We start from the raw sequence: 16,701 nt of genomic DNA on the forward strand, positions 1-16,701 counted from the left end.
CCGGATGAACACAGTTCTCGCCTGGGTTGCGACCCACCCTTGGATTGCGTCCACGCTGGCCGTGGCGACAGGTTTCGCGATGCGTTGGGCGCTGGGCCGGCCGTGGCGGCGGCGGCGGCCTAGCCTGCGTCTGCGGTCGAAGGCTGAGCAGGCGGAGTTTCGGCCGGTCGGGACGGTGTATTCGCCGAAGGCGTTTCGGCAACCACGTCGGCCGCGTAAGGGTTGAACGGGCGCTGCTCGCGCCAGTCGTTGCAGGCGTCGCTGCTCACGTCTGAGAGGCGCGACTTTCCGGAGAAGCAGACGCACTTGTCGTTGATGCACATCGCGCCTGTGATGGTGGGCATTGAGACGACCTTGCGCAGATGGTCGTAGGCTGGTGCGGTCCAAGGGCGGTCACTCAACCTCGGGATGAAGTCCACGCGCTCATCGGGTGGCGCTGGTGGTGCCTGTTGCGTGGCAGGTGCTGGGGCCTGCACGGTGGCGCCTGGTAGCGGCTGCGGCAACGTCGGCGGCGGAGTTGCTGGGGCGGGATTCATCCGGGCGTTGATCGCCTTGTAGGCGTACCAGGACAGCACGCCGACCAGCACCAGAGCGGCAACCATCACGGCCAACATCCAGGGCACAGAGCGCACCGGCTTGATGTGCACCGAGGCGCTTTTGTACTTGGCGAATATGTGCTTAGGGAGCCGGTAGCGCTTCTTGATCGGCGCGTTTTTCCAGGCGGTGCGGCAGTTGTCCGCACACTCGGGCCATTCGTACCACCAACGGCCGAGGATGCCCAGGTCGCGGAGGTGGACGTGCCGCCCGACCAGGGCGCGCACGTTGGAATCCACCAGGTTCGGGCCTTGCGTGATGATGTAGAAATCCAGGCCGCGATGGCGGTGGGTTTCCAGCAGCGCGACGTGATCGGGCACCTTCTGGCCAGGGCCACGCGGGCGCCATATGCGCTGCACCTCATCGATGACGATCAACGAGCCATCGGGCACCAGCTCGGGCCAGCGCTCGGGTTCGGCCAGCTCGATGTGATCGATTTTGAGATCGGGGATCCCGTTGGCGTAGATCTGCCTACCCTGCCCTAGCTCCTCCAGCATGGAGACCAGCGCGGCCGATTTGCCGGTGCCGGGGGCGCCAGTGATGAGCGTGAGCATTTAGGCGCCCTGCCCGGTGGTTTGGAGAGCGAATTTCTTCATCACCATCCAGGCGAGTCCCGACACGATGCCGCCGCTTGTGATCGCCATGGCTTCGAAGAATCCGGCCATGGCGAGCAGTTGCAGGACCTCACCACCGAACCCGGTGAATGCGGCCTTTGCAGCGTTCATGGCACCGCTCAATGCGGTGTCGGCGCCTTCGTAAGTGGTGTATCCGAAGCCCAGCGCGACCATCACACGCGACACCAACGGCCACGAGATTTTGGCGAGCCACTCTGCGATTCCTTCCATGGTCAATCCTTTCTAGAAAGGCCCATGAAGGCCAGGGCAGCGGAGAGATACGCGAAGCCGATCAGGAGCGGTCGGATGGCGCTGGCGAAGTCGCAGAGCAAGTCCCAGCGGAAGGCCATGGTCTTGCCCAACACGGCGAACTCTTTGGGCGCAGGACAGCTTCCGTTAGCTGGTCCGAAGCCGTCTTCGCGCTTGAGATCGAGCGTGACGGTCCTGGTCTTGAGCGTCTCAGGAGTCAGGTCGCCGAGCTTCTGGCAGGCCACGATATCGGGGTGCTTTTCGCAGAGCGAAGGCTGATCCTCGGGGTTCGGCTTGTCGTCGGGGTTGTCTTCACCGTCCGGCGATGGCTCAGGATTGGGGTTGGGAGAGTCCACCGGCCGATTGACCGGCTGGTAGTCCACGCGGAACGGCTCTGCCGGGGTGGGCGACGGGACCATGCGCACGCCGGGTTGCAGCCATGGGCTGTTGTTGGGGCCAGGGGCGGCGCTTGGGTCGTAGTTCGGATTTCGCACCGGATTGCCGGTAGGGATGAACTGTGGGCGATGGGCTGGGTTTGGGCCGGGAGAAGGGTTTATGAAGGGCTGCTCGACAGGCAGGGTCGTAGGCCGAGGAAGCTCCAAAGGCACACTATCGGGCATGGGCCAGCCGGGCTGGTTAGCGGGATTGAGAAGCTCCACGAATTGCGGCTGCTGCAGGGCTGGACTCAGACAGCCAGCGGGGGAAAATGTCCATCCCGCAGGGCAGCCGATAGGCCCTTGTGAGCGGCTACCAATAGTGACTTCGCCCTCCCCTAGTTTTTCGCCGGTCTTCTTGTTGTAGGTAGCGTGGACGCACCTTGTAGCGGTGTTGGAGACGTAGGCCCGGACAACGGTATCGGAGCCAGGGTTATCGGCAATCCACGCCTGACAGGCAGACGCAGGGCTGGTAGTCCACACCTCGCGACCAGCACCAATAACTGAGTAGGCATATCCATCAGCGGCGGGACTGACCTCTTTCCAGACTTCCTCAACGGCGTCCCAAACGACCTTGCCCAAACCGAGCCAAGACGCTATTCCGGCTGCGGTGCGCAAGGCCGGGTTGGCAAAAATGACGGCCGCAGCAACGCGAGGTGCATTTGCGGCAAGGCGATAGGCGGCGGGCATCTTGACAGCCTGTCCCCCGACGCTTGCTGTAAGGCCGTTGGGCTGGTGGAGGACACGACCGAATGCGGCATCGTTCGATGCAGCCGCATAGCCCCAGCCGTATGAGCTGGTAGTAAAGCCGGATGGGCTGGCAAGCTGGGCATAGCCGGCATGGGCAGTGCCAGCAGCCAAGGCAGCTATAGCTACCAGCGTGCGCAGCAAATCCATGCCATCCCCAGCACGCCGACGAACGCGGCCCAAAAGTCAGGTGTCGCCATCACGTTGTTCTCCCGTGAAAAGACTGCGAGCGATGAAGATCAAGGCGTAAGCGCCGAACCAAGCGCCGGCGACCATCCATCCCATCGAAAGGCCGTCCGAGACCTGCAGCAGATTGCAGGGCTGGGCGGTGTAGCCGGAGACCATTTGCAGGGGCGTACCGCCGGAAACGGGCTGCAGCCGGTAGGTGATGGAGGTGTCGGCGACTGCGGACACGTCCACGATGTAGGCCGAGCCACTGTGAGAGACGACGGCGCCAACATGCTGCGAGGCCGAAGCCTGCGCGGCCTGTTGGGCGGTGCTGTAGCAGGCGCTGTCAACCTGATAGGCCATCAAAGTCCCCGCTTGATGAAGTGGTGGCAAAAGATGGCGATGCGGGCTGACAGCACCAAGGCAGAGACAAGCGCGACGTTCACACCCATTTCAGCCAGGATTGGTGCTATCAGAACCACAGGAGCGCCCTGCCCTTACAGGCCCTTGCGGATGAACTTGAAGGCGTAGACGGCCACGACGGCGGCCAAGACGATGCCGGCAACGGTCACAGCGTCGGTCGAGAGGCCGTCCAAGGCAGACTGCACATTGGTGGGCACTGCGGCGTGAGCAGCAGCGGCCAGGGAAGTGCCGGCAGCGACGGCGGCGTAGCGGAGGGTTTGCAGGTTGAAGCGGTTCATTTCAGTTTCCTAAAGACGGTGCGAAATTGCACCCGGAGGCCCTGCACGCAGGGCTACCGGCTGAAATTGCTATGGCAGGTAGTCGGCCTCTGTGCCGAGGCGATCGAGGTCGATGAGTTGCGGAAGGTCTTCGGGCTCGCACCAGTCGTGCACAAGCTGGTGCGCCGACTCGACGTCGAACACGACACCCCCGCCCGCTTCGCGCAGGCTGGGCACCCATTCCGGCGTTCCGTCTTCGAGCGACGGGCACAGGAACCGGCCAGTGGTTTGGGACTGGATGAGCAGGCGCATTTAGGCAGCGGCTTTGGCGCGGGCGACCGGCTTGATTTCCACCAGCACAAGGCGGGTGCCGTCTTCGCGAGAGGCTTCCATTTCGAACACCGCATCGCACTGGATCGGGAAGGCGTTGCCGAGGTGTGCCCACTTGTCGAACTCGGCGGCGTCGTTGATCTTGAAAGGCCGGGTGACGCGGCCGAGGCTGCGGCCTGCGCCGTTTTCTTTCAGGTCCACTTCGGCATGGAAGGTCGTGCTGCTGAAGGGCTTGCCTTCAAAGGTGCCTTTGCTTTCCTTGATACCGTGGACGGTGACTTGGGAGTTGAATCGCATGGTGTTTTTCCTCTGGCCTGGGTTGAGGGCTATGCAGCGACGTGGCCGGCGTCAGCACCCTGGTGAACTCGGTGGTGGGCGCGGCCGTAGGCGCGCCGAATTTCGGCAAGCGTGAAGCGGCCGAGCCGGCCGGGGAGCTTGCGGTTGCAGACAATTTCCATGAACTGCTCAACGCCGAGCAGTTCGAAGGCGAGCGCGAGGTTCGCGCCGGCAACGTCCGTGGTCCAACGGACATGGCGGGTCACTTCGGCCTCGATGGTTTCCAGCGGCAAACGGCCATCGGTGAGCACCTTTTGCGGCGTGGCGACGGCATCGGCTTCGCGCAATAGCTGGGCGTGCCAGTCGCTGGCACCAGCGAAGAAATCAGCGGGCCGGCGCAGCATGTCGGTGGACAGTTCGCGCAGCTTGTTGCCGTAGCGAAGCTCTGCGCGAATCCATGGGGAGTCGTCTTTCTTGCCGAAAAGCTGGTGACCTTTTTCGTAGACGTTGGTTTGCTTGCCGGCCTCTTTGCTGCCCAGGTAGAAGGAGCGTTCGCGGCCGTTCTCCCAATCGCCCACCATGTTCACGGCGAGCTTTTTCCCTGCGGAGTTGCACAGGCCCTGGCGGTAGTCCATGCGGACGCGCTCCATGCCGCCTGCGAGGCCGTCGAAGAAGTCCAGGGCGAGGTCGCACCGGGTCATGGTGGCGCCGGTGTAGTCCATGAGGTTCGCCACATCGAGGTTCCAGCCAGGACGGGCGAAGGTGCATGCAGAGCCGTAGAGGTTGACGTGCATGCTCTTGGCTTGGCCGCTCTGGCGCGGGCTGTCGCCTGCTGCGAGATAGCCGACCCAGCCGACCTCTACCTCGTTGCGAACGATGCTCCAGCGGAAGCGGTAGAAATCGTGGCCTTTGCGTACCTCGGGGTAGATGGAGAACTCTGGGCCGAGGGCTTCGCAGACCTGTTCGCCAAGCTCCTTGGCTTGGGCGGATGCGCAGAAATCAGCGTCGGGAAGCTCGCGCAGGAGCTTGCGCATGCGGTCGAGGTTGACGCGGCACTGGTCGCGCTCATGGGCCGACAGCGGGTCCAGTTCTTCGGTGGGGAACAGGTCTTCGACGGCTGGTGCCGGGGCGTTACGCAGCAAGACGGTGAAGCGGACCCAATCGACGTGCACCGGGGTCTTTGCGTGGGCGCGTTCGGCCTCGAGGCGGAGCTTTACCTCATTGCCGTCGAGGACCAGAGCGGAGCGCTTCGCGTGTTCGATGACGACGCTGTTGACGGGGCGGGTCATCGTGCTACTCCGAAGGCAGGGGGGCGATGGCGAAGATCGTTATCCCCGTGATTACCATCGGGGGCGCTTTGCGCGCTGGCGGCGTCGCCGTCGCTTCGCTTGCCTGTCGCCGACGCCAGCACGCCAATCGCTTTTGCGTGGGCGGTCAGGTCGCGGCCCGGCTCTGGATCGCAGAACGCGGCGATGGAGAGCCATGCGCTGCGGTTGCGGGCTGTGTGATGGGGCATGTGGATCAGGGCGGAGCTCATGCGCGCCGGTCCGTACGCACAGCAGGATCGGGGCAGAAGGCCTGAAGGCATGCGCAGCACACGACCCAGAAACCGAGTGGCTGGCTCAGTTCACCCCGCAGGAAATCGTCATGAATGTCCTCCCCCTGCCCAGAGGCTGGAGCCGGCAAGCTGGCCGCTGTGTTGGCGGCAGGGGAAGGACAAGGGGCCCCGGGGTGGGGATTGGCTGACGTGCGATGCTTCATGCTTCACCCTTTTGGACGGAGGAACCATGGACGAACAAGGCAAGCGCCTCTTGCGCGCACAGTTGATTCAGGAGATCAACGAACGAATCGCTCACCACGGAGCGGCGCCAAACGTCGGCACTGCGGACGCTTACCTTCTGATGGCAAGCATCGGCGCGGTCATGAAAGATGCCGGTGCACGCAAGAAGCTGGAGACCCTTCGCATGCTGCGAGAGAGTGGGGAGTCCCTTATGGATTCCGACGATCCAGCGCAAGTCGCCCAAGGCATGCTGATCGGTGCCTTCGCTTCGACCTGCTTCGACGTCAGCAAGCTGAGGTAAGGAGCCCTCCCCCTGCCCAACGGCTGGAGCCGGCAGGCTGGCCGCTGTTTTGGCGGCAGGGGAAGGACAAGAGGCCCCGGGCTGGGGATTGGCTGACGTGTTGAGGGGGTGCATGCCGGCTCCGTGAACGCATACAACATGTATGCGTGCCGGAATCTACAATGACCACAAGTTGAAGGCAAGCAAATGTGTCTATTGACCTCAACATGTATGCAATTTAACCACAGGGGTACACATGCCGAACACGCTAGAACTTTTGGCTAAAGCCGAGTCAGTGAAGCCCATGCCGGAATGGGTGAGAGAGCTGAACCTGTCGCGCAATGCACTGAACACAGCCAGGGCGCGGGGTCATTTAAGTCCCGCAATCGCAGGTTCGATTGCAGAGAAGCTGGGCGAGAACGTCGACAAGTGGATCGTGATCGCTGCCCTGGAAAGCGAGAAGGAGAGCGCCTGCAAACAACGCATGCTCAAGCGTCTAGCGAAAGTGACATCAGTTTAGTGATGTAATTTCTGAATGAAGTCCACTTTCCGGCGCGTCGCGCTCATCGGCAAATACCAGACCAGCCAGGCGACGACCGCGGCGACGGACAGTTCTCGCCAGGCCATCGATGCCATCGTGCGGTTTCTGGATGGCATGGACTGCGAGGTGGTGCTGGAGGTGGAAACGGCTGCCAACACCGGCGTCACTGGCCCGGTGGTGCTGGACGTGGATGCCATCGGCGCGCAGTGTGATCTGGGGCTGGTGGTGGGCGGCGACGGCACCATGCTGGGCGTGGGGCGGCGGCTGGCCAGCTACGGCACGCCGCTCGTCGGCATCAACCAGGGGCGACTGGGCTTCATCACCGACATTCCGCTGGAGGGCTTCGAAGCGACGCTGACGCCCATGCTGGCGGGCGAGTACGAAGAGGACCTGCGTCCGCTGATGCACGCCCGCGTGATGCGCGGCAGCGAATGCGTGTTCGAGGCGCTGGCGCTCAACGACGTGGTGGTGAACCGCGGATCCACCTCCGGCATGGTGGAGCTGCGGGTGGAGGTGGACGGGCATTTCGTCTCCAACCAGCGCGCCGACGGTTTGATCGTCGCGTCCCCGACCGGCTCGACCGCCTATTCGCTGTCGGCGGGTGGCCCGATGCTGCATCCGTCCATCCCCGGCTGGGTGCTGGTGCCGATCGCGCCGCACACGCTGTCCAACCGCCCGATCGTACTGTCCGACGCCACCGAAGTGGCCGTGGAAGTGGTGGGCGGGCGCGACATCAGCGCCAATTTCGACATGCAGTCCCTCGCCTCGGTGCTGCATGGCGACCGCATCCTGGTGCGGCGCTCCGAACACAGCGTGCGGTTTCTGCACCCACGCGGCTGGAACTACTTCGCCACCCTGCGCAAGAAGCTGCGCTGGAACGAAGGGGGCTCCTGACCATGGCGCTCAAGCGGATCGAGCTTCGCGATTTCGTCATCGTCGAGGCGCTGGAGCTGGACCTGCATACCGGCTTCACCGTGCTGACGGGCGAAACCGGCGCGGGCAAGTCCATTCTCATCGACGCCCTGCAGATGCTGCTGGGCGGGCGCGCTGACACGGGCGTCATCCGCGAGGGTGCGCAGCGCACCGACATGGCGGCCGAATTCGACGCCCCCGCGTCCCTTGGCTCCTGGCTGGAAGAGGCCGGCATTCCGCTGGACGACAGCCTGCTGCTGCGCCGCACCATCGACCTGCAGGGCAAGAGCCGCGCCTGGATCAGCGGCGTGCCGGTCACCGCCACGCAGATGCGGGCGGTGGGCGGCCATCTGCTGGACATCCACGGCCAGCACGCCTGGCAGAGCCTGACCCGCCAGGACGCCGTCCGCGGCCTGCTCGATGCCTATGCCGGCGCGCAGCCGGGCCCGCTGGCCGCCCTGTGGACGACCTGGCGCGAGGCGCAGAAGGCCCTCGCCCAGGCCCGCGACGCGCAGGACACGCTGCAGCAGGAGCGCGAACGCCTGCAGTGGCAGATCGGCGAAGTCGGCAAGCTGGCGCCGGGCCCGGACGAATGGGACGAGCTGAACGCGCAGCACGGCCGCCTGTCGAATGCGCAGGCGCTGCTCGACAGCGCCCAGGGCGCCCTGGCGGCGCTGGAAGACGACGACAGCGGCGCGCTGGGCCGCCTGTCGCAGGCGCAGAACCTGCTGCAGGACTACGAACAGGTGGACGAGGCGTTTCGTTCGATGAACGAGGTGTTGACGTCGTGCCTGGCGCAGGCCAGCGACGTCGCGCATTCGCTGCAGGCCTACCTGCGCCACACCGAACTGGACCCCGACCGGCTGCAGGAGCTCGATGCGCGCCTGTCGCAGTGGGTGTCGCTGGCGCGCCGCTACAAGCGTGCGCCGGCCGACCTGCCGGCCTTGCTGCAGGGCTGGACGACCGAGCTCAGGCAGCTCGATTCCGCCACCGACCTGGCCACGCTGGAGGCCGCCGAGCGCGCCGCCGCTGCCGCCTACGACAAGGCTGCGCGCAGCCTGTCGCAGCGCCGCGCCAAGGCCGCGCCGCGCCTGGCGCAGTCCATCACCCACGCGATGCAGGGGCTGGGCATGACGGGCGGCCGCTTCGAAGTGGCCGTGGACGCGGCCGCCGAGCCCGGCCCGCATGGCGTCGATGCGATCAGCTTCCTGGTCAGCAGCCATCCGGGCATGACGCCCAAGCCGATCGGCAAGGTGGCCTCGGGTGGCGAGCTGTCGCGCATATCGCTCGCCATCTCGGTCACCACCAGCGAGCTGGGCGAGGCGCCGACGCTGATCTTCGACGAGGTCGATTCGGGCGTGGGCGGCGCCGTGGCCGAGACGGTGGGCCGGCTGATGCAGCAGCTCGGCCGCGACCGGCAGGTGCTGGCCGTCACCCACCTGCCGCAGGTGGCAGCCTGCGCGGACCACCACTTGGTCGTCGCCAAGCACAAGCGCGCCGGGGGCACGAGCAGCTCGGTGCAGCCCGCCGAAGGCGACGCCCGCGCCGGCGAGGTCGCCCGCATGCTGGGCGGCGAGCGCGTGTCGGCCACCACGCTGGCGCACGCACGCGAGATGCTGGGCGAGGCGCGCCCGGCCACGGCGGCGCGGCGCGGTTGACCGATGGCGCTCGAGATCGTTCTCATCACCGGCATGTCCGGCTCCGGCAAGTCCGTGGCGCTGCATGCGCTGGAAGATGCCGGCTACTACTGCGTCGACAACCTGCCGCCGGAGCTGCTGGCCTCGTTCGTCGCGCTGGAGCATGAACACCATGGCAACCGCCTGGCCATCGCCATGGACGTGCGTAGCGCGACCGCCCTGCCGCTGGTGCCGCAGCAGCTGGAGCGGATGCGCGCGCAGGGCGTGCACGTGCAGTCGCTGTTCCTGGACGCGACCACCGACACCCTGGTGCGGCGCTTCTCCGAAACCCGCCGCCGCCATCCGCTTTCCAAGGACGAGCTGCGGGAAGGCCAGCGCGCCCTGCTGCAGACCATCGAGCTGGAACGCGAGCTGCTCGCCGAGCTGCGCGAACAGTCGCATGTGATCGACACCAGCGCCATCCGCTCGTCGCAGCTGCAAAGCTATGTGAAGAGCCTGATGGCGATGCCGCCAGGCCGGCTCACGCTGGTGTTCCAATCGTTCGCCTTCAAGCGCGGCGTGCCGGTGGACGCGGACTACGTGTTCGACGTGCGCATGCTGCCCAACCCGCATTACGAGCCGGGCCTGCGCGACCTCACGGGCCGGGACCAGCCGGTGATCGACTACCTGCTGCAGCAGCCCGAGGTCGAGCTGATGCGCTCGCACATCGGCCACTTCCTCAGCCACTGGCTCCAGGCCCTGGCGCAGAACCACCGCAGCTACGTGACGGTGGCCATCGGCTGCACGGGCGGCCAGCACCGCTCGGTGTACCTGGTGGAAGAGCTGGCCCACCAGTTCAGCCCCCTCTGGACCACGTTGCGGCGGCACCGGGAGCTGGACGCGCGCTGATCCCGGGCCGGGCGGTTGCCCGCCGCGGCCGTCGTCGCACGCCTGTCTGCTATCAAAACAGAAGCTGGTGGCGCTGGTCCAGCCGGATTTTCAAGTGGTTTCCATGGCCAACCGCTTGCCACACCAGCGCAACCAGCTATCAAACCAATAGCAGATCCGGTATTGCCGAGACGTGCCGCCGGTCAGCCGGGCGGCAAGGCATCGAGCAGCTTGCGGATGGGCGCCGGCAGGCCCAGCGCCGCCCAGTCGGAAGGGCTGAACCACCCGCTGCCTGCGGCCTCGGGTTCCGGTTCCCGCGCCAGCATGCTGCCGCCGGCCCGCCCGGCATCGCCACCCGTCGCCAGCACCGGGTGCAGGTGCAGGTCGCGGTGGGTCAGCACGTGCAGCGAGGCAGGCAGGTCGTGCAGCGTGGGGCGAGCGCCCGGTACGGCGGCGGGTGCCGCACCGCCCAGGCCGAACGAATCCATCGAATTAGCCGGGGCTGGCGCCAGCGCCACCGCCTGCTCCAGCGCCTCGCGATCCTCGAACACCGGCGGGCAGTACAGCCCGGCCCAGATGCCCGTTTGCGGGCGCCGCTCCAGCCACAGCCGGCCATCGGCGTCGCGCTGCAGCAGCAGCCACCACGCCTGCGCGCTGCGGGTGAGCTTGCGCGTGCGAACGGGGTAGTCCTCCGGATTGCCTTCGCGACGGGCCACGCAGCGCGCATGCAGCGGGCAGACGATGCAGGCCGGCTTGCGCGGCGAACACAGGCTCGCGCCCAGGTCCATCAGGCCCTGCGTGTAGCGCGGCATGGTCTCTGCCAGGTCATGGGTGGGCAGCAACGCCTCGGCTTCGGCCCAGAGCAGCCGCTCGTTCTTCGCCACGGCCAGATCGGCGCCGAAGCCCAGCACCCGGGTCAGCACCCGGCGCACGTTGGCATCGAGGATGGGCGCCCGCTCGCCGAAGCAGAAAGAGGCGATCGCACCGGCGGTCGAGCGCCCGATGCCGGGCAGCGAGGCCAGCGCATCGACCGTGCGCGGAAACTGTCCGCCGAAGCGCTCCATCACCTGCCGTGCACAGGCGTGCAGGTTGCGGGCGCGGCTGTAGTACCCCAGCCCGCTCCAGAGCGCGAGCACGTCGTCCTGCGGCGCCTCGGCCAGGGCGCGCACGTCGGGAAAGCGGCTCAAAAACCGGGCGTAGTAGTCGAGCACGGTCGCCACCTGGGTTTGCTGCAGCATCACCTCGGACAGCCACACGCGGTACGGGTCGCGGGTGTTCTGCCAGGGCAGGTGGTTGCGCCCATGCGTTTGCTGCCACCGCACCACCAGGCCGGCTATATCGTCGTCCGGCAGCGTCATGCGGACAGGGGCTGGGGCAAGGTGTCGCCGGCGTCGCGCGCAGTGGCATCCACCATGGGCAGCGCCACCAGTTGCCGCGTCAGGTCGCGCAGGCGCCCTTCCAGCTCGGCCAGCGCCCGCTCGGCCTGCTCGATCTCGGCGATGCGGTCGACCAGCCCGCTTGCGGCCTGATGGATGCGATCCACCGCTTCGATGCGGCGCGCGAAGCTGCGCTTGCGCTCGCGCAGTTGCGCATCGAGTTGCGCCGTGGCCGACTTGCTCCACAGCTCCAGGTCGTTGGCGGCCGACTCGAACACGGTGCGCAGCCGCATCCCCAGCGCGCGCACCAGCCGCTGCGTGAATTCGGGCTGTGCCAGGCGCAAGGCGTTGCCCATGCCCAGATATTGCAGGTGGCGTTCCTCGATCTGCGTGATGTCCTGGACGAAATGGCCCAATTGCACCGGGGCGGGCGGCTGCAGCGAAAAGCCGAACTCCGCGTTCAGCTGCCGGAAGGTGCCGCCCAGCATGTCGTGGATCTCGGAGCCGGCCTGCTGGGCGCCCTGCATCAGCGCGCGCAGCCGCTCGAAAGTGTCCGCATAGGTCTTGCGCACCCCCAGCTTCAGACCGCGCGCCTTGAGCGCCTCGGCCAGTGGGGTCAGCTCCGAGCGCAGCGAGCGCGACCCGAGTTGCTGGAACACCTCGCGCAGCAGCCGCAGGTGGACGGCACGCACCGCCTGGATGCGCGCCGCGCTGGCTTCGAAATCCTGCTGTTCCTGCTCGATGCGGCCGCGCATGGAATCGATCACCGACGCGTTCTTGCCGCGCAGGCTGCGCAGCTCGAGCATCTGGTCGTCCAGGTCGCGCTGGCGGATGTTGATGGTGCGGGTCGCCTCGGCCTGCAGCTGCGCCACGCCGGCCGCGACGGCCGAACGCAGAATGGCCTGCCGGCGGCCCATGATGCCTTCGGACAGCGCCTCCTCCAGCCGCGGCAGGCCGCTGGCCGCCAGCAGCGCGTCGTCGTCCTGGATCTTGGCGATCAGCCCCTTCTGGGCCGACACCGGCAGCACCTGCGCGAGCGGCACGCCCAGCGTCTCGGCAGAGCCGCGGCACTGGCGGTCCAGCTGGGCGCGCAATTGATCGGGCGTGTTCAGCGTGTCCCAGAGCGTGTCGATCTTGTTGAGCACCACCAGGCGCGCGTCGCTCGCCTGGCCCGGCGCCGCGAGGTGCTCACGCCAGATGGCCAGGTCGGAACGCGTCACGCCCGTATCGGCGCCCAGGATGAACACCACGGCGTGGGCCTGCGGTATCAGGTTGATCGTCAGTTCCGGCTCGGCGCCGACGGCGTTGAGCCCGGGCGTGTCGAGAATGACCAGACCCTGCTTGAGCAGCGGGTGCGCGATGTTGATGAGCGCATGGCGCCAGCGGGGCACCTCGACCCGGCCCTGCGCGTCGGGCAGCGGGTTGTCGGCGGGTTCGTCGTCGCTCCAGAAGCCGAGCGCCCGTGCCTCGTCGACCGACACGCGCCGCACCTCGGAGACTTTCTCGAACGAGCGGGCCAGCTGCTCCGCGTCCTTGACGTCGAGAGGCACCTCCTCCCACTGCTCGGGCCGCAGGCGCCAGTCGGCCAGGCCCTGCGGCTGCAGGCGTGTCTCGATGGGCAGCAGCCGCAGGCTGGGCGCCACGGCGGGGTCGTAGCCCAGCTCGGTCGGGCACATGGTGGTGCGTCCGGCGCTCGCCGGCATGATCCGGCGGCCGTAGCCGGCGAAGAACACCGCATTGATCAGCTCGGACTTGCCACGCGAGAATTCGGCGACGAAAGCCACCATCACCTTGTCGGTGCGCACCTGCTCTTCCAGGCGGCGCAGGCGCTCCTGCACGGCGGCGTCCATCAGTTCGTGGGAACCCATCCAGTCGGCCAGCTGCTGCAGCTGCAAGGCGAAGGCCCGCCTCCATGCGCCATGCTGGTCGAACTGTTCGTTGAATGAAGGTCCCACTGTGCTCCCGGGATAGCGTGCTTCAACCGACCCGTGCGGGCGATCTGTTGATCAAAATATAGCATCGCGACCGGGCCGCGCATGCCCATATGGCCATTCGGCCGGGCCGCCCCTCAGCCGCGCTGGCAGCGAATGCAGTAGAAAGTGCTGCGCTGCCCCTGGCGCAGCAGCCGGATCGGGGTGCCGCAGACGCGGCAGGGCTGCTGGTCGCGGCCATACACGTTGGCTTCGACCTGGAAGTGCCCGGCGTTGCCGTCCGCGCTGGAGAAGTCGCGCAGCGTGCTGCCGCCCCGCTCCACCGCCCGGGCCAGCACCTGCTGGATCGCGGCATGCAGCCGCCGTGCCCGGATCGGCCCGATGCTGCTGGCACGCGCCGTCGGCCGGATGCCGGACAGGAACAGCACTTCGGAGGCATAGATGTTGCCGACGCCGACGACGATCTTGCCGCTGAGCAGCAGCAGCTTGACCGGCGCGCGGCTGGCCTGCAGGCCGGCGAAGAAGGCGTCGAACGGGAAGCGTCCGTCCAGCGGCTCCGGCCCCAGCTTCTTCAGCAGCTTGTGGGCGGCGGGGTCGTCCTCGCCGGCGGCCCAGACGACCGCGCCGAAGCGGCGCGGGTCGTGCAGGCGCAGCACGCCGCGGTCGGTGACCATCTCGAAGTGGTCATGCACGCCGGGCGGGGGCAGGTCATCGGCAAAGCGCAGGCTGCCGGACATGCCCAGGTGCACCAGCAGCAGGCTGCCGTCGTCCAGGTCCACAAGCAGGTATTTGCCCCGGCGCCGCACCCCCTGCACGCGGCGCCCGGCCAGGCCTGCCGGGTCGCGGCCCAGCGGCCAGCGCAGCGGCTTGCCCAGGGCGACGGCACGGATTTCTGCGCCGGCGATGCGGTCTGCAAAGCTGCGCCGCGTGACCTCCACCTCGGGCAACTCAGGCATATCGGCACTCGTCAATCGGTATAAGGGGCATGGATTATTATGGGTCGATGGTGCAAACACTTCGCTTAAGGGCCATTACGCTGGCCTGCATACTGGCTGCAGGCGCCAGCACGGTCCAGGCGCAACCTGTTCCTGCCGAACCCTTGCCCCCTACGGCGGCCGAAACCGAGGCCGCCGTCTCATCGGAAGAGGCGACGGCCGCGCTGAACGCGGAGTTGTTCTACGAACTCCTGCTGAGCGAAATCACCGCCAGCAACGGCGACCCGGGCACGGCCTACACCCTGATGCTGGAAGCCGCCCGGCGCAGCCGCGACGGCCAGCTCTACCGCCGCGCGACCGACATCGCCCTGCAGTCCCGGTCGGCAGAGTACGCGTTGGTCGCGGCCAAGGCCTGGAAGGAAGCGCTGCCGCAGTCGCGCGACGCCAACCGCTACCTGCTGCAAATCCTGATCGCGCTCAATCGCATCGGCGAGACGCCTGAGCTGCTGCAGCAGGAACTGGCCAGTTCGTCGGCCCGCTCCCGGGTCGGCACCGTTCAGGCACTGCCCCAGCTCTACGGGCGCGCCAGCGACAAGACGCAGGCCGCCGCCGTGGTGGAAAAGGCGCTCGCACTGGAGCTGAACAACCCCGCCGTCGCGCCCACCGCCTGGGTGACGATCGGCCGCATGCGGCTGGCCGCGGGCGACAAGCCGGGCGCGCTCGACGCCGCTCGCCGCTCCGCCACGCTGGAGCCCACCAACGACGGCGCCGCGCTGCTGGCGCTGCAACTGATGGAAGAGGGGGTGGCCGGCGCCGAGGCGCTGCTGACGCCCTATCTGGCCGGCAAGCCGCTGGCCGAGATCCGCATGACCTACGCCCGCGCTTTGCTCGAGGCGCAGCGCTATGCCGACGCCCGCACGCAGATCGAAGCCGTCACCCGCGAAAAGCCGGACATGCCCGAGGCCTGGCTGGTGCAGGCCTCGCTGGATCTGCAGGCCGACCAGTTGCCGCAGGCCGAGGCCTCGCTGCAGAAGTTCCTGACGCTGCTGGAGCCGCTGCCCGCGAGCGAGCCCCGCAGCAATGCCCGCACGCAGGCCTACCTGATGCTGTCGCAGATCGCGGAAAAGCGCGGCGACGTCGCCCAGGCGGAAGCCTGGCTCACGCGCATCGACAGCCCCTCCGCGCAGCTCACGGCGCAAAGCCGCCGGGCCGGCCTGCTGGCCCGCCAGGGCAAGGTGACCGAGGCGCGCGCCATCTTGCGCACCCTGCCCGCCAAGACGCCGGAAGAAGAGCGCCAGAAGCTGATCGCCGAAGTGCAGTTGCTGCGCGAGGTGAAGGATTTCCAGGCCGCTTACGACCTGCAGGCGCAGGCCGTGGCCAAGTACCCGGACGACGTCGACCTGGCCTACGACCATGCCATGCTGGCCGAACGCCTGGGCAAGCCGGACCTGATGGAACGCCAGCTGCGCCAGATCATCGCGCGCCAGCCCGACTACCACCACGCCTACAACGCGCTCGGCTATTCCTTCGCCGAACGCGGCATCCGCCTGCCCGAAGCCAAGGAGCTGATCGCCAAGGCGCTCGAGCTCGCCCCGGGCGACCCGTTCATCACCGACAGCCTAGGCTGGGTGGAGTTCAAGCTCGGCCGCCGCGCCGAAGCGGCCAGCCTGCTGGAGCAAGCTTTCAAGAAGCAGCCGGATGCGGAGATCGCCGCGCACTGGGGCGAAGTGCTCTGGACCCTCGGCCAGCGCGACCAGGCGCTGAGCGTGTGGCGCGACGGCCTGAAGATCAATGCCGACAACGACACGCTGAAGGAAACGATCAAGCGCCTGGGGGCCAGGCCGTGACGGCTGCGGCCCTGCGCGGCGGGCGCGTGTGGCTGGCCTGCGCCGCGCTCGGCCTGCTGGCCGCCTGCGCCCAGCCGCCCGCCCCCAAGCCCAGCGCCGACCCGGCCATGGGCGCCTGGAGCGGCCGCCTGTCGCTGCAGGTGGACGATGCCGCGGCGCAGTCGTTCAGCGCGGGCTTCGAGCTGAACGGACGGCCCGAGCAGGGCCAGCTCATCGTGCTCAACCCGCTCGGCAACGTCATGGCGACCATCGACTGGTCGCCCGGCAGGGCGGTGCTGGCGGAGGGCGGCACGCGGCGGGAATCCGCCTCGCTGGACGCGCTGGTGCAGGAGCTGACCGGCAGCGCCCTGCCCGTCTCCGCCCTCTTCGGCTGGCTGCGCGGCGAAGCGGTGCAGGCCACGGGCTGGGAGGCCGACCTCAGCCGCATCGATGAAGGCCGGCTGGTGGCCCAGCGCCTCGCGCCGCCTCCCCAGGCCACGCTGCGCGTCGTGCTGAGCCGCTGA

General features: G+C 67.4%; 19 protein-coding genes. 7 read left to right on the forward strand and 12 right to left on the reverse strand.

All coding sequences use genetic code 11. The annotated features are described in order from the left end of the window. Positions 1–119: 119 nt before the first annotated feature. The 9 genes from ABWV53_RS18315 to ABWV53_RS18355 form a co-directional block, all read right to left on the reverse strand. Positions 120–1,148: a zonular occludens toxin domain-containing protein gene (locus ABWV53_RS18315; RefSeq protein ID WP_353367575.1), complete on the reverse strand. Its 1,029-nt coding sequence runs from the start codon at positions 1,146–1,148 to the stop codon at positions 120–122. Continuing rightward, positions 1,149–1,439 (reverse strand): DUF2523 domain-containing protein, encoded by a 291-nt coding sequence (locus tag ABWV53_RS18320; protein ID WP_353367576.1) that lies wholly within the window; start codon positions 1,437–1,439, stop codon positions 1,149–1,151. 2 nt (positions 1,440–1,441) lie between these two features. Continuing rightward, positions 1,442–2,788 (reverse strand): virulence factor TspB C-terminal domain-related protein, encoded by a 1,347-nt coding sequence (locus tag ABWV53_RS18325; protein ID WP_353367577.1) that lies wholly within the window; start codon positions 2,786–2,788, stop codon positions 1,442–1,444. Positions 2,789–2,824: 36 nt separating this feature from the next. After that, a complete protein-coding gene (locus ABWV53_RS18330) occupies positions 2,825–3,169 on the reverse strand; it encodes a hypothetical protein (protein ID WP_353367578.1) in 345 nt (114 codons plus the stop codon). Positions 3,170–3,303: 134 nt separating this feature from the next. Next, complete coding sequence (locus ABWV53_RS18335) at positions 3,304–3,507, reverse strand: major capsid protein (protein ID WP_353367579.1); 204 nt, start codon at positions 3,505–3,507, stop codon at positions 3,304–3,306. A 69-nt stretch (positions 3,508–3,576) separates the two neighbouring features. Next, on the reverse strand, positions 3,577–3,798 hold the full coding sequence (locus tag ABWV53_RS18340) for a hypothetical protein (protein ID WP_353367580.1): 222 nt from the start codon (positions 3,796–3,798) through the stop codon (positions 3,577–3,579). Further along, the gene (locus tag ABWV53_RS18345) at positions 3,799–4,113 is read right to left on the reverse strand and encodes a hypothetical protein (RefSeq protein WP_353367581.1); all 315 of its coding nucleotides are present in this window, start codon (positions 4,111–4,113) and stop codon (positions 3,799–3,801) included. A gap of 29 nt (positions 4,114–4,142) precedes the next feature. Then, complete coding sequence (locus ABWV53_RS18350; protein ID WP_353367582.1) at positions 4,143–5,381, reverse strand: replication initiation factor domain-containing protein; 1,239 nt, start codon at positions 5,379–5,381, stop codon at positions 4,143–4,145. After that, on the reverse strand, positions 5,378–5,629 hold the full coding sequence (locus ABWV53_RS18355) for a hypothetical protein (RefSeq protein WP_353367583.1): 252 nt from the start codon (positions 5,627–5,629) through the stop codon (positions 5,378–5,380). Before ABWV53_RS18355 ends, ABWV53_RS18350 begins: the two co-directional genes overlap by 4 nt. Before the next feature lie 250 nt (positions 5,630–5,879). On the opposite strand from ABWV53_RS18355, the gene ABWV53_RS18360 reads away from it, so the two are divergent. From ABWV53_RS18360 to rapZ, 5 genes are all read left to right on the forward strand, one after another. After that, the gene (locus ABWV53_RS18360) at positions 5,880–6,173 is read left to right on the forward strand and encodes a hypothetical protein (protein ID WP_353367584.1); all 294 of its coding nucleotides are present in this window, start codon (positions 5,880–5,882) and stop codon (positions 6,171–6,173) included. Positions 6,174–6,408: 235 nt separating this feature from the next. Next, entirely contained in the window at positions 6,409–6,672 is a 264-nt protein-coding gene (locus ABWV53_RS18365; RefSeq protein ID WP_353367585.1) for a hypothetical protein, read from the forward strand. Positions 6,673–6,687: 15 nt separating this feature from the next. Then, positions 6,688–7,587 (forward strand): NAD kinase, encoded by a 900-nt coding sequence (locus ABWV53_RS18370; protein WP_353367586.1) that lies wholly within the window; start codon positions 6,688–6,690, stop codon positions 7,585–7,587. A 2-nt stretch (positions 7,588–7,589) separates the two neighbouring features. Then, complete coding sequence (gene recN, locus ABWV53_RS18375) at positions 7,590–9,263, forward strand: DNA repair protein RecN (RefSeq protein ID WP_353367587.1); 1,674 nt, start codon at positions 7,590–7,592, stop codon at positions 9,261–9,263. A gap of 3 nt (positions 9,264–9,266) precedes the next feature. Then, positions 9,267–10,130 carry an RNase adapter RapZ gene (gene rapZ, locus ABWV53_RS18380; protein WP_353367588.1) on the forward strand — a complete coding sequence of 288 codons (864 nt, stop codon included), beginning with the start codon at positions 9,267–9,269 and terminating at the stop codon, positions 10,128–10,130. Between the two features lie 182 nt (positions 10,131–10,312). Here the strand turns inward: rapZ and mutY are convergent, their stop codons facing one another. The 3 genes from mutY to mutM form a co-directional block, all read right to left on the reverse strand. Continuing rightward, positions 10,313–11,467, reverse strand: coding sequence for an A/G-specific adenine glycosylase (gene mutY, locus ABWV53_RS18385; RefSeq protein ID WP_353367589.1), 1,155 nt, complete (start codon positions 11,465–11,467; stop codon positions 10,313–10,315). Next, positions 11,464–13,440 (reverse strand): dynamin family protein, encoded by a 1,977-nt coding sequence (locus tag ABWV53_RS18390; protein WP_353367590.1) that lies wholly within the window; start codon positions 13,438–13,440, stop codon positions 11,464–11,466. Before ABWV53_RS18390 ends, mutY begins: the two co-directional genes overlap by 4 nt. A 113-nt stretch (positions 13,441–13,553) precedes the next feature. Next, the gene (gene mutM / locus ABWV53_RS18395) at positions 13,554–14,372 is read right to left on the reverse strand and encodes a bifunctional DNA-formamidopyrimidine glycosylase/DNA-(apurinic or apyrimidinic site) lyase (protein ID WP_353367591.1); all 819 of its coding nucleotides are present in this window, start codon (positions 14,370–14,372) and stop codon (positions 13,554–13,556) included. A gap of 29 nt (positions 14,373–14,401) precedes the next feature. On the opposite strand from mutM, the gene ABWV53_RS18400 reads away from it, so the two are divergent. Further along, a complete protein-coding gene (locus ABWV53_RS18400) occupies positions 14,402–16,198 on the forward strand; it encodes a tetratricopeptide repeat protein (protein ID WP_353367592.1) in 1,797 nt (598 codons plus the stop codon). Next, positions 16,195–16,701 carry a lipoprotein insertase outer membrane protein LolB gene (locus ABWV53_RS18405; protein WP_353367593.1) on the forward strand — a complete coding sequence of 169 codons (507 nt, stop codon included), beginning with the start codon at positions 16,195–16,197 and terminating at the stop codon, positions 16,699–16,701. Before ABWV53_RS18400 ends, ABWV53_RS18405 begins: the two co-directional genes overlap by 4 nt.

It is taken from the genome of Acidovorax sp. FG27, from assembly GCF_040365715.1.
In the GTDB taxonomy this organism is placed as follows: Bacteria; Pseudomonadota; Gammaproteobacteria; order Burkholderiales; family Burkholderiaceae_C; genus Paracidovorax.

Excerpts from the sequence above, each read along its gene's own strand:
- ABWV53_RS18320 (WP_353367576.1), bottom strand. The coding sequence starts at position 1,439 with ATGGAAGGAATCGCAGAGTGGCTCGCCAAAATCTCGTGGCCGTTGGTG.
- recN (WP_353367587.1), top strand. The coding sequence starts at position 7,590 with ATGGCGCTCAAGCGGATCGAGCTTCGCGATTTCGTCATCGTCGAGGCG.
- ABWV53_RS18340 (WP_353367580.1), bottom strand. The coding sequence starts at position 3,798 with ATGCGCCTGCTCATCCAGTCCCAAACCACTGGCCGGTTCCTGTGCCCG.
- mutM (WP_353367591.1), bottom strand. The coding sequence starts at position 14,372 with ATGCCTGAGTTGCCCGAGGTGGAGGTCACGCGGCGCAGCTTTGCAGAC.
- ABWV53_RS18365 (WP_353367585.1), top strand. The coding sequence starts at position 6,409 with ATGCCGAACACGCTAGAACTTTTGGCTAAAGCCGAGTCAGTGAAGCCC.
- ABWV53_RS18335 (WP_353367579.1), bottom strand. The coding sequence starts at position 3,507 with ATGAACCGCTTCAACCTGCAAACCCTCCGCTACGCCGCCGTCGCTGCC.
- mutY (WP_353367589.1), bottom strand. The coding sequence starts at position 11,467 with ATGACGCTGCCGGACGACGATATAGCCGGCCTGGTGGTGCGGTGGCAG.
- ABWV53_RS18315 (WP_353367575.1), bottom strand. The coding sequence starts at position 1,148 with ATGCTCACGCTCATCACTGGCGCCCCCGGCACCGGCAAATCGGCCGCG.
- ABWV53_RS18330 (WP_353367578.1), bottom strand. The coding sequence starts at position 3,169 with ATGGCCTATCAGGTTGACAGCGCCTGCTACAGCACCGCCCAACAGGCC.
- ABWV53_RS18350 (WP_353367582.1), bottom strand. The coding sequence starts at position 5,381 with ATGACCCGCCCCGTCAACAGCGTCGTCATCGAACACGCGAAGCGCTCC.
- rapZ (WP_353367588.1), top strand. The coding sequence starts at position 9,267 with ATGGCGCTCGAGATCGTTCTCATCACCGGCATGTCCGGCTCCGGCAAG.
- ABWV53_RS18400 (WP_353367592.1), top strand. The coding sequence starts at position 14,402 with ATGGATTATTATGGGTCGATGGTGCAAACACTTCGCTTAAGGGCCATT.
- ABWV53_RS18355 (WP_353367583.1), bottom strand. The coding sequence starts at position 5,629 with ATGAGCTCCGCCCTGATCCACATGCCCCATCACACAGCCCGCAACCGC.
- ABWV53_RS18360 (WP_353367584.1), top strand. The coding sequence starts at position 5,880 with ATGGACGAACAAGGCAAGCGCCTCTTGCGCGCACAGTTGATTCAGGAG.
- ABWV53_RS18370 (WP_353367586.1), top strand. The coding sequence starts at position 6,688 with ATGAAGTCCACTTTCCGGCGCGTCGCGCTCATCGGCAAATACCAGACC.
- ABWV53_RS18345 (WP_353367581.1), bottom strand. The coding sequence starts at position 4,113 with ATGCGATTCAACTCCCAAGTCACCGTCCACGGTATCAAGGAAAGCAAA.
- ABWV53_RS18325 (WP_353367577.1), bottom strand. The coding sequence starts at position 2,788 with ATGGATTTGCTGCGCACGCTGGTAGCTATAGCTGCCTTGGCTGCTGGC.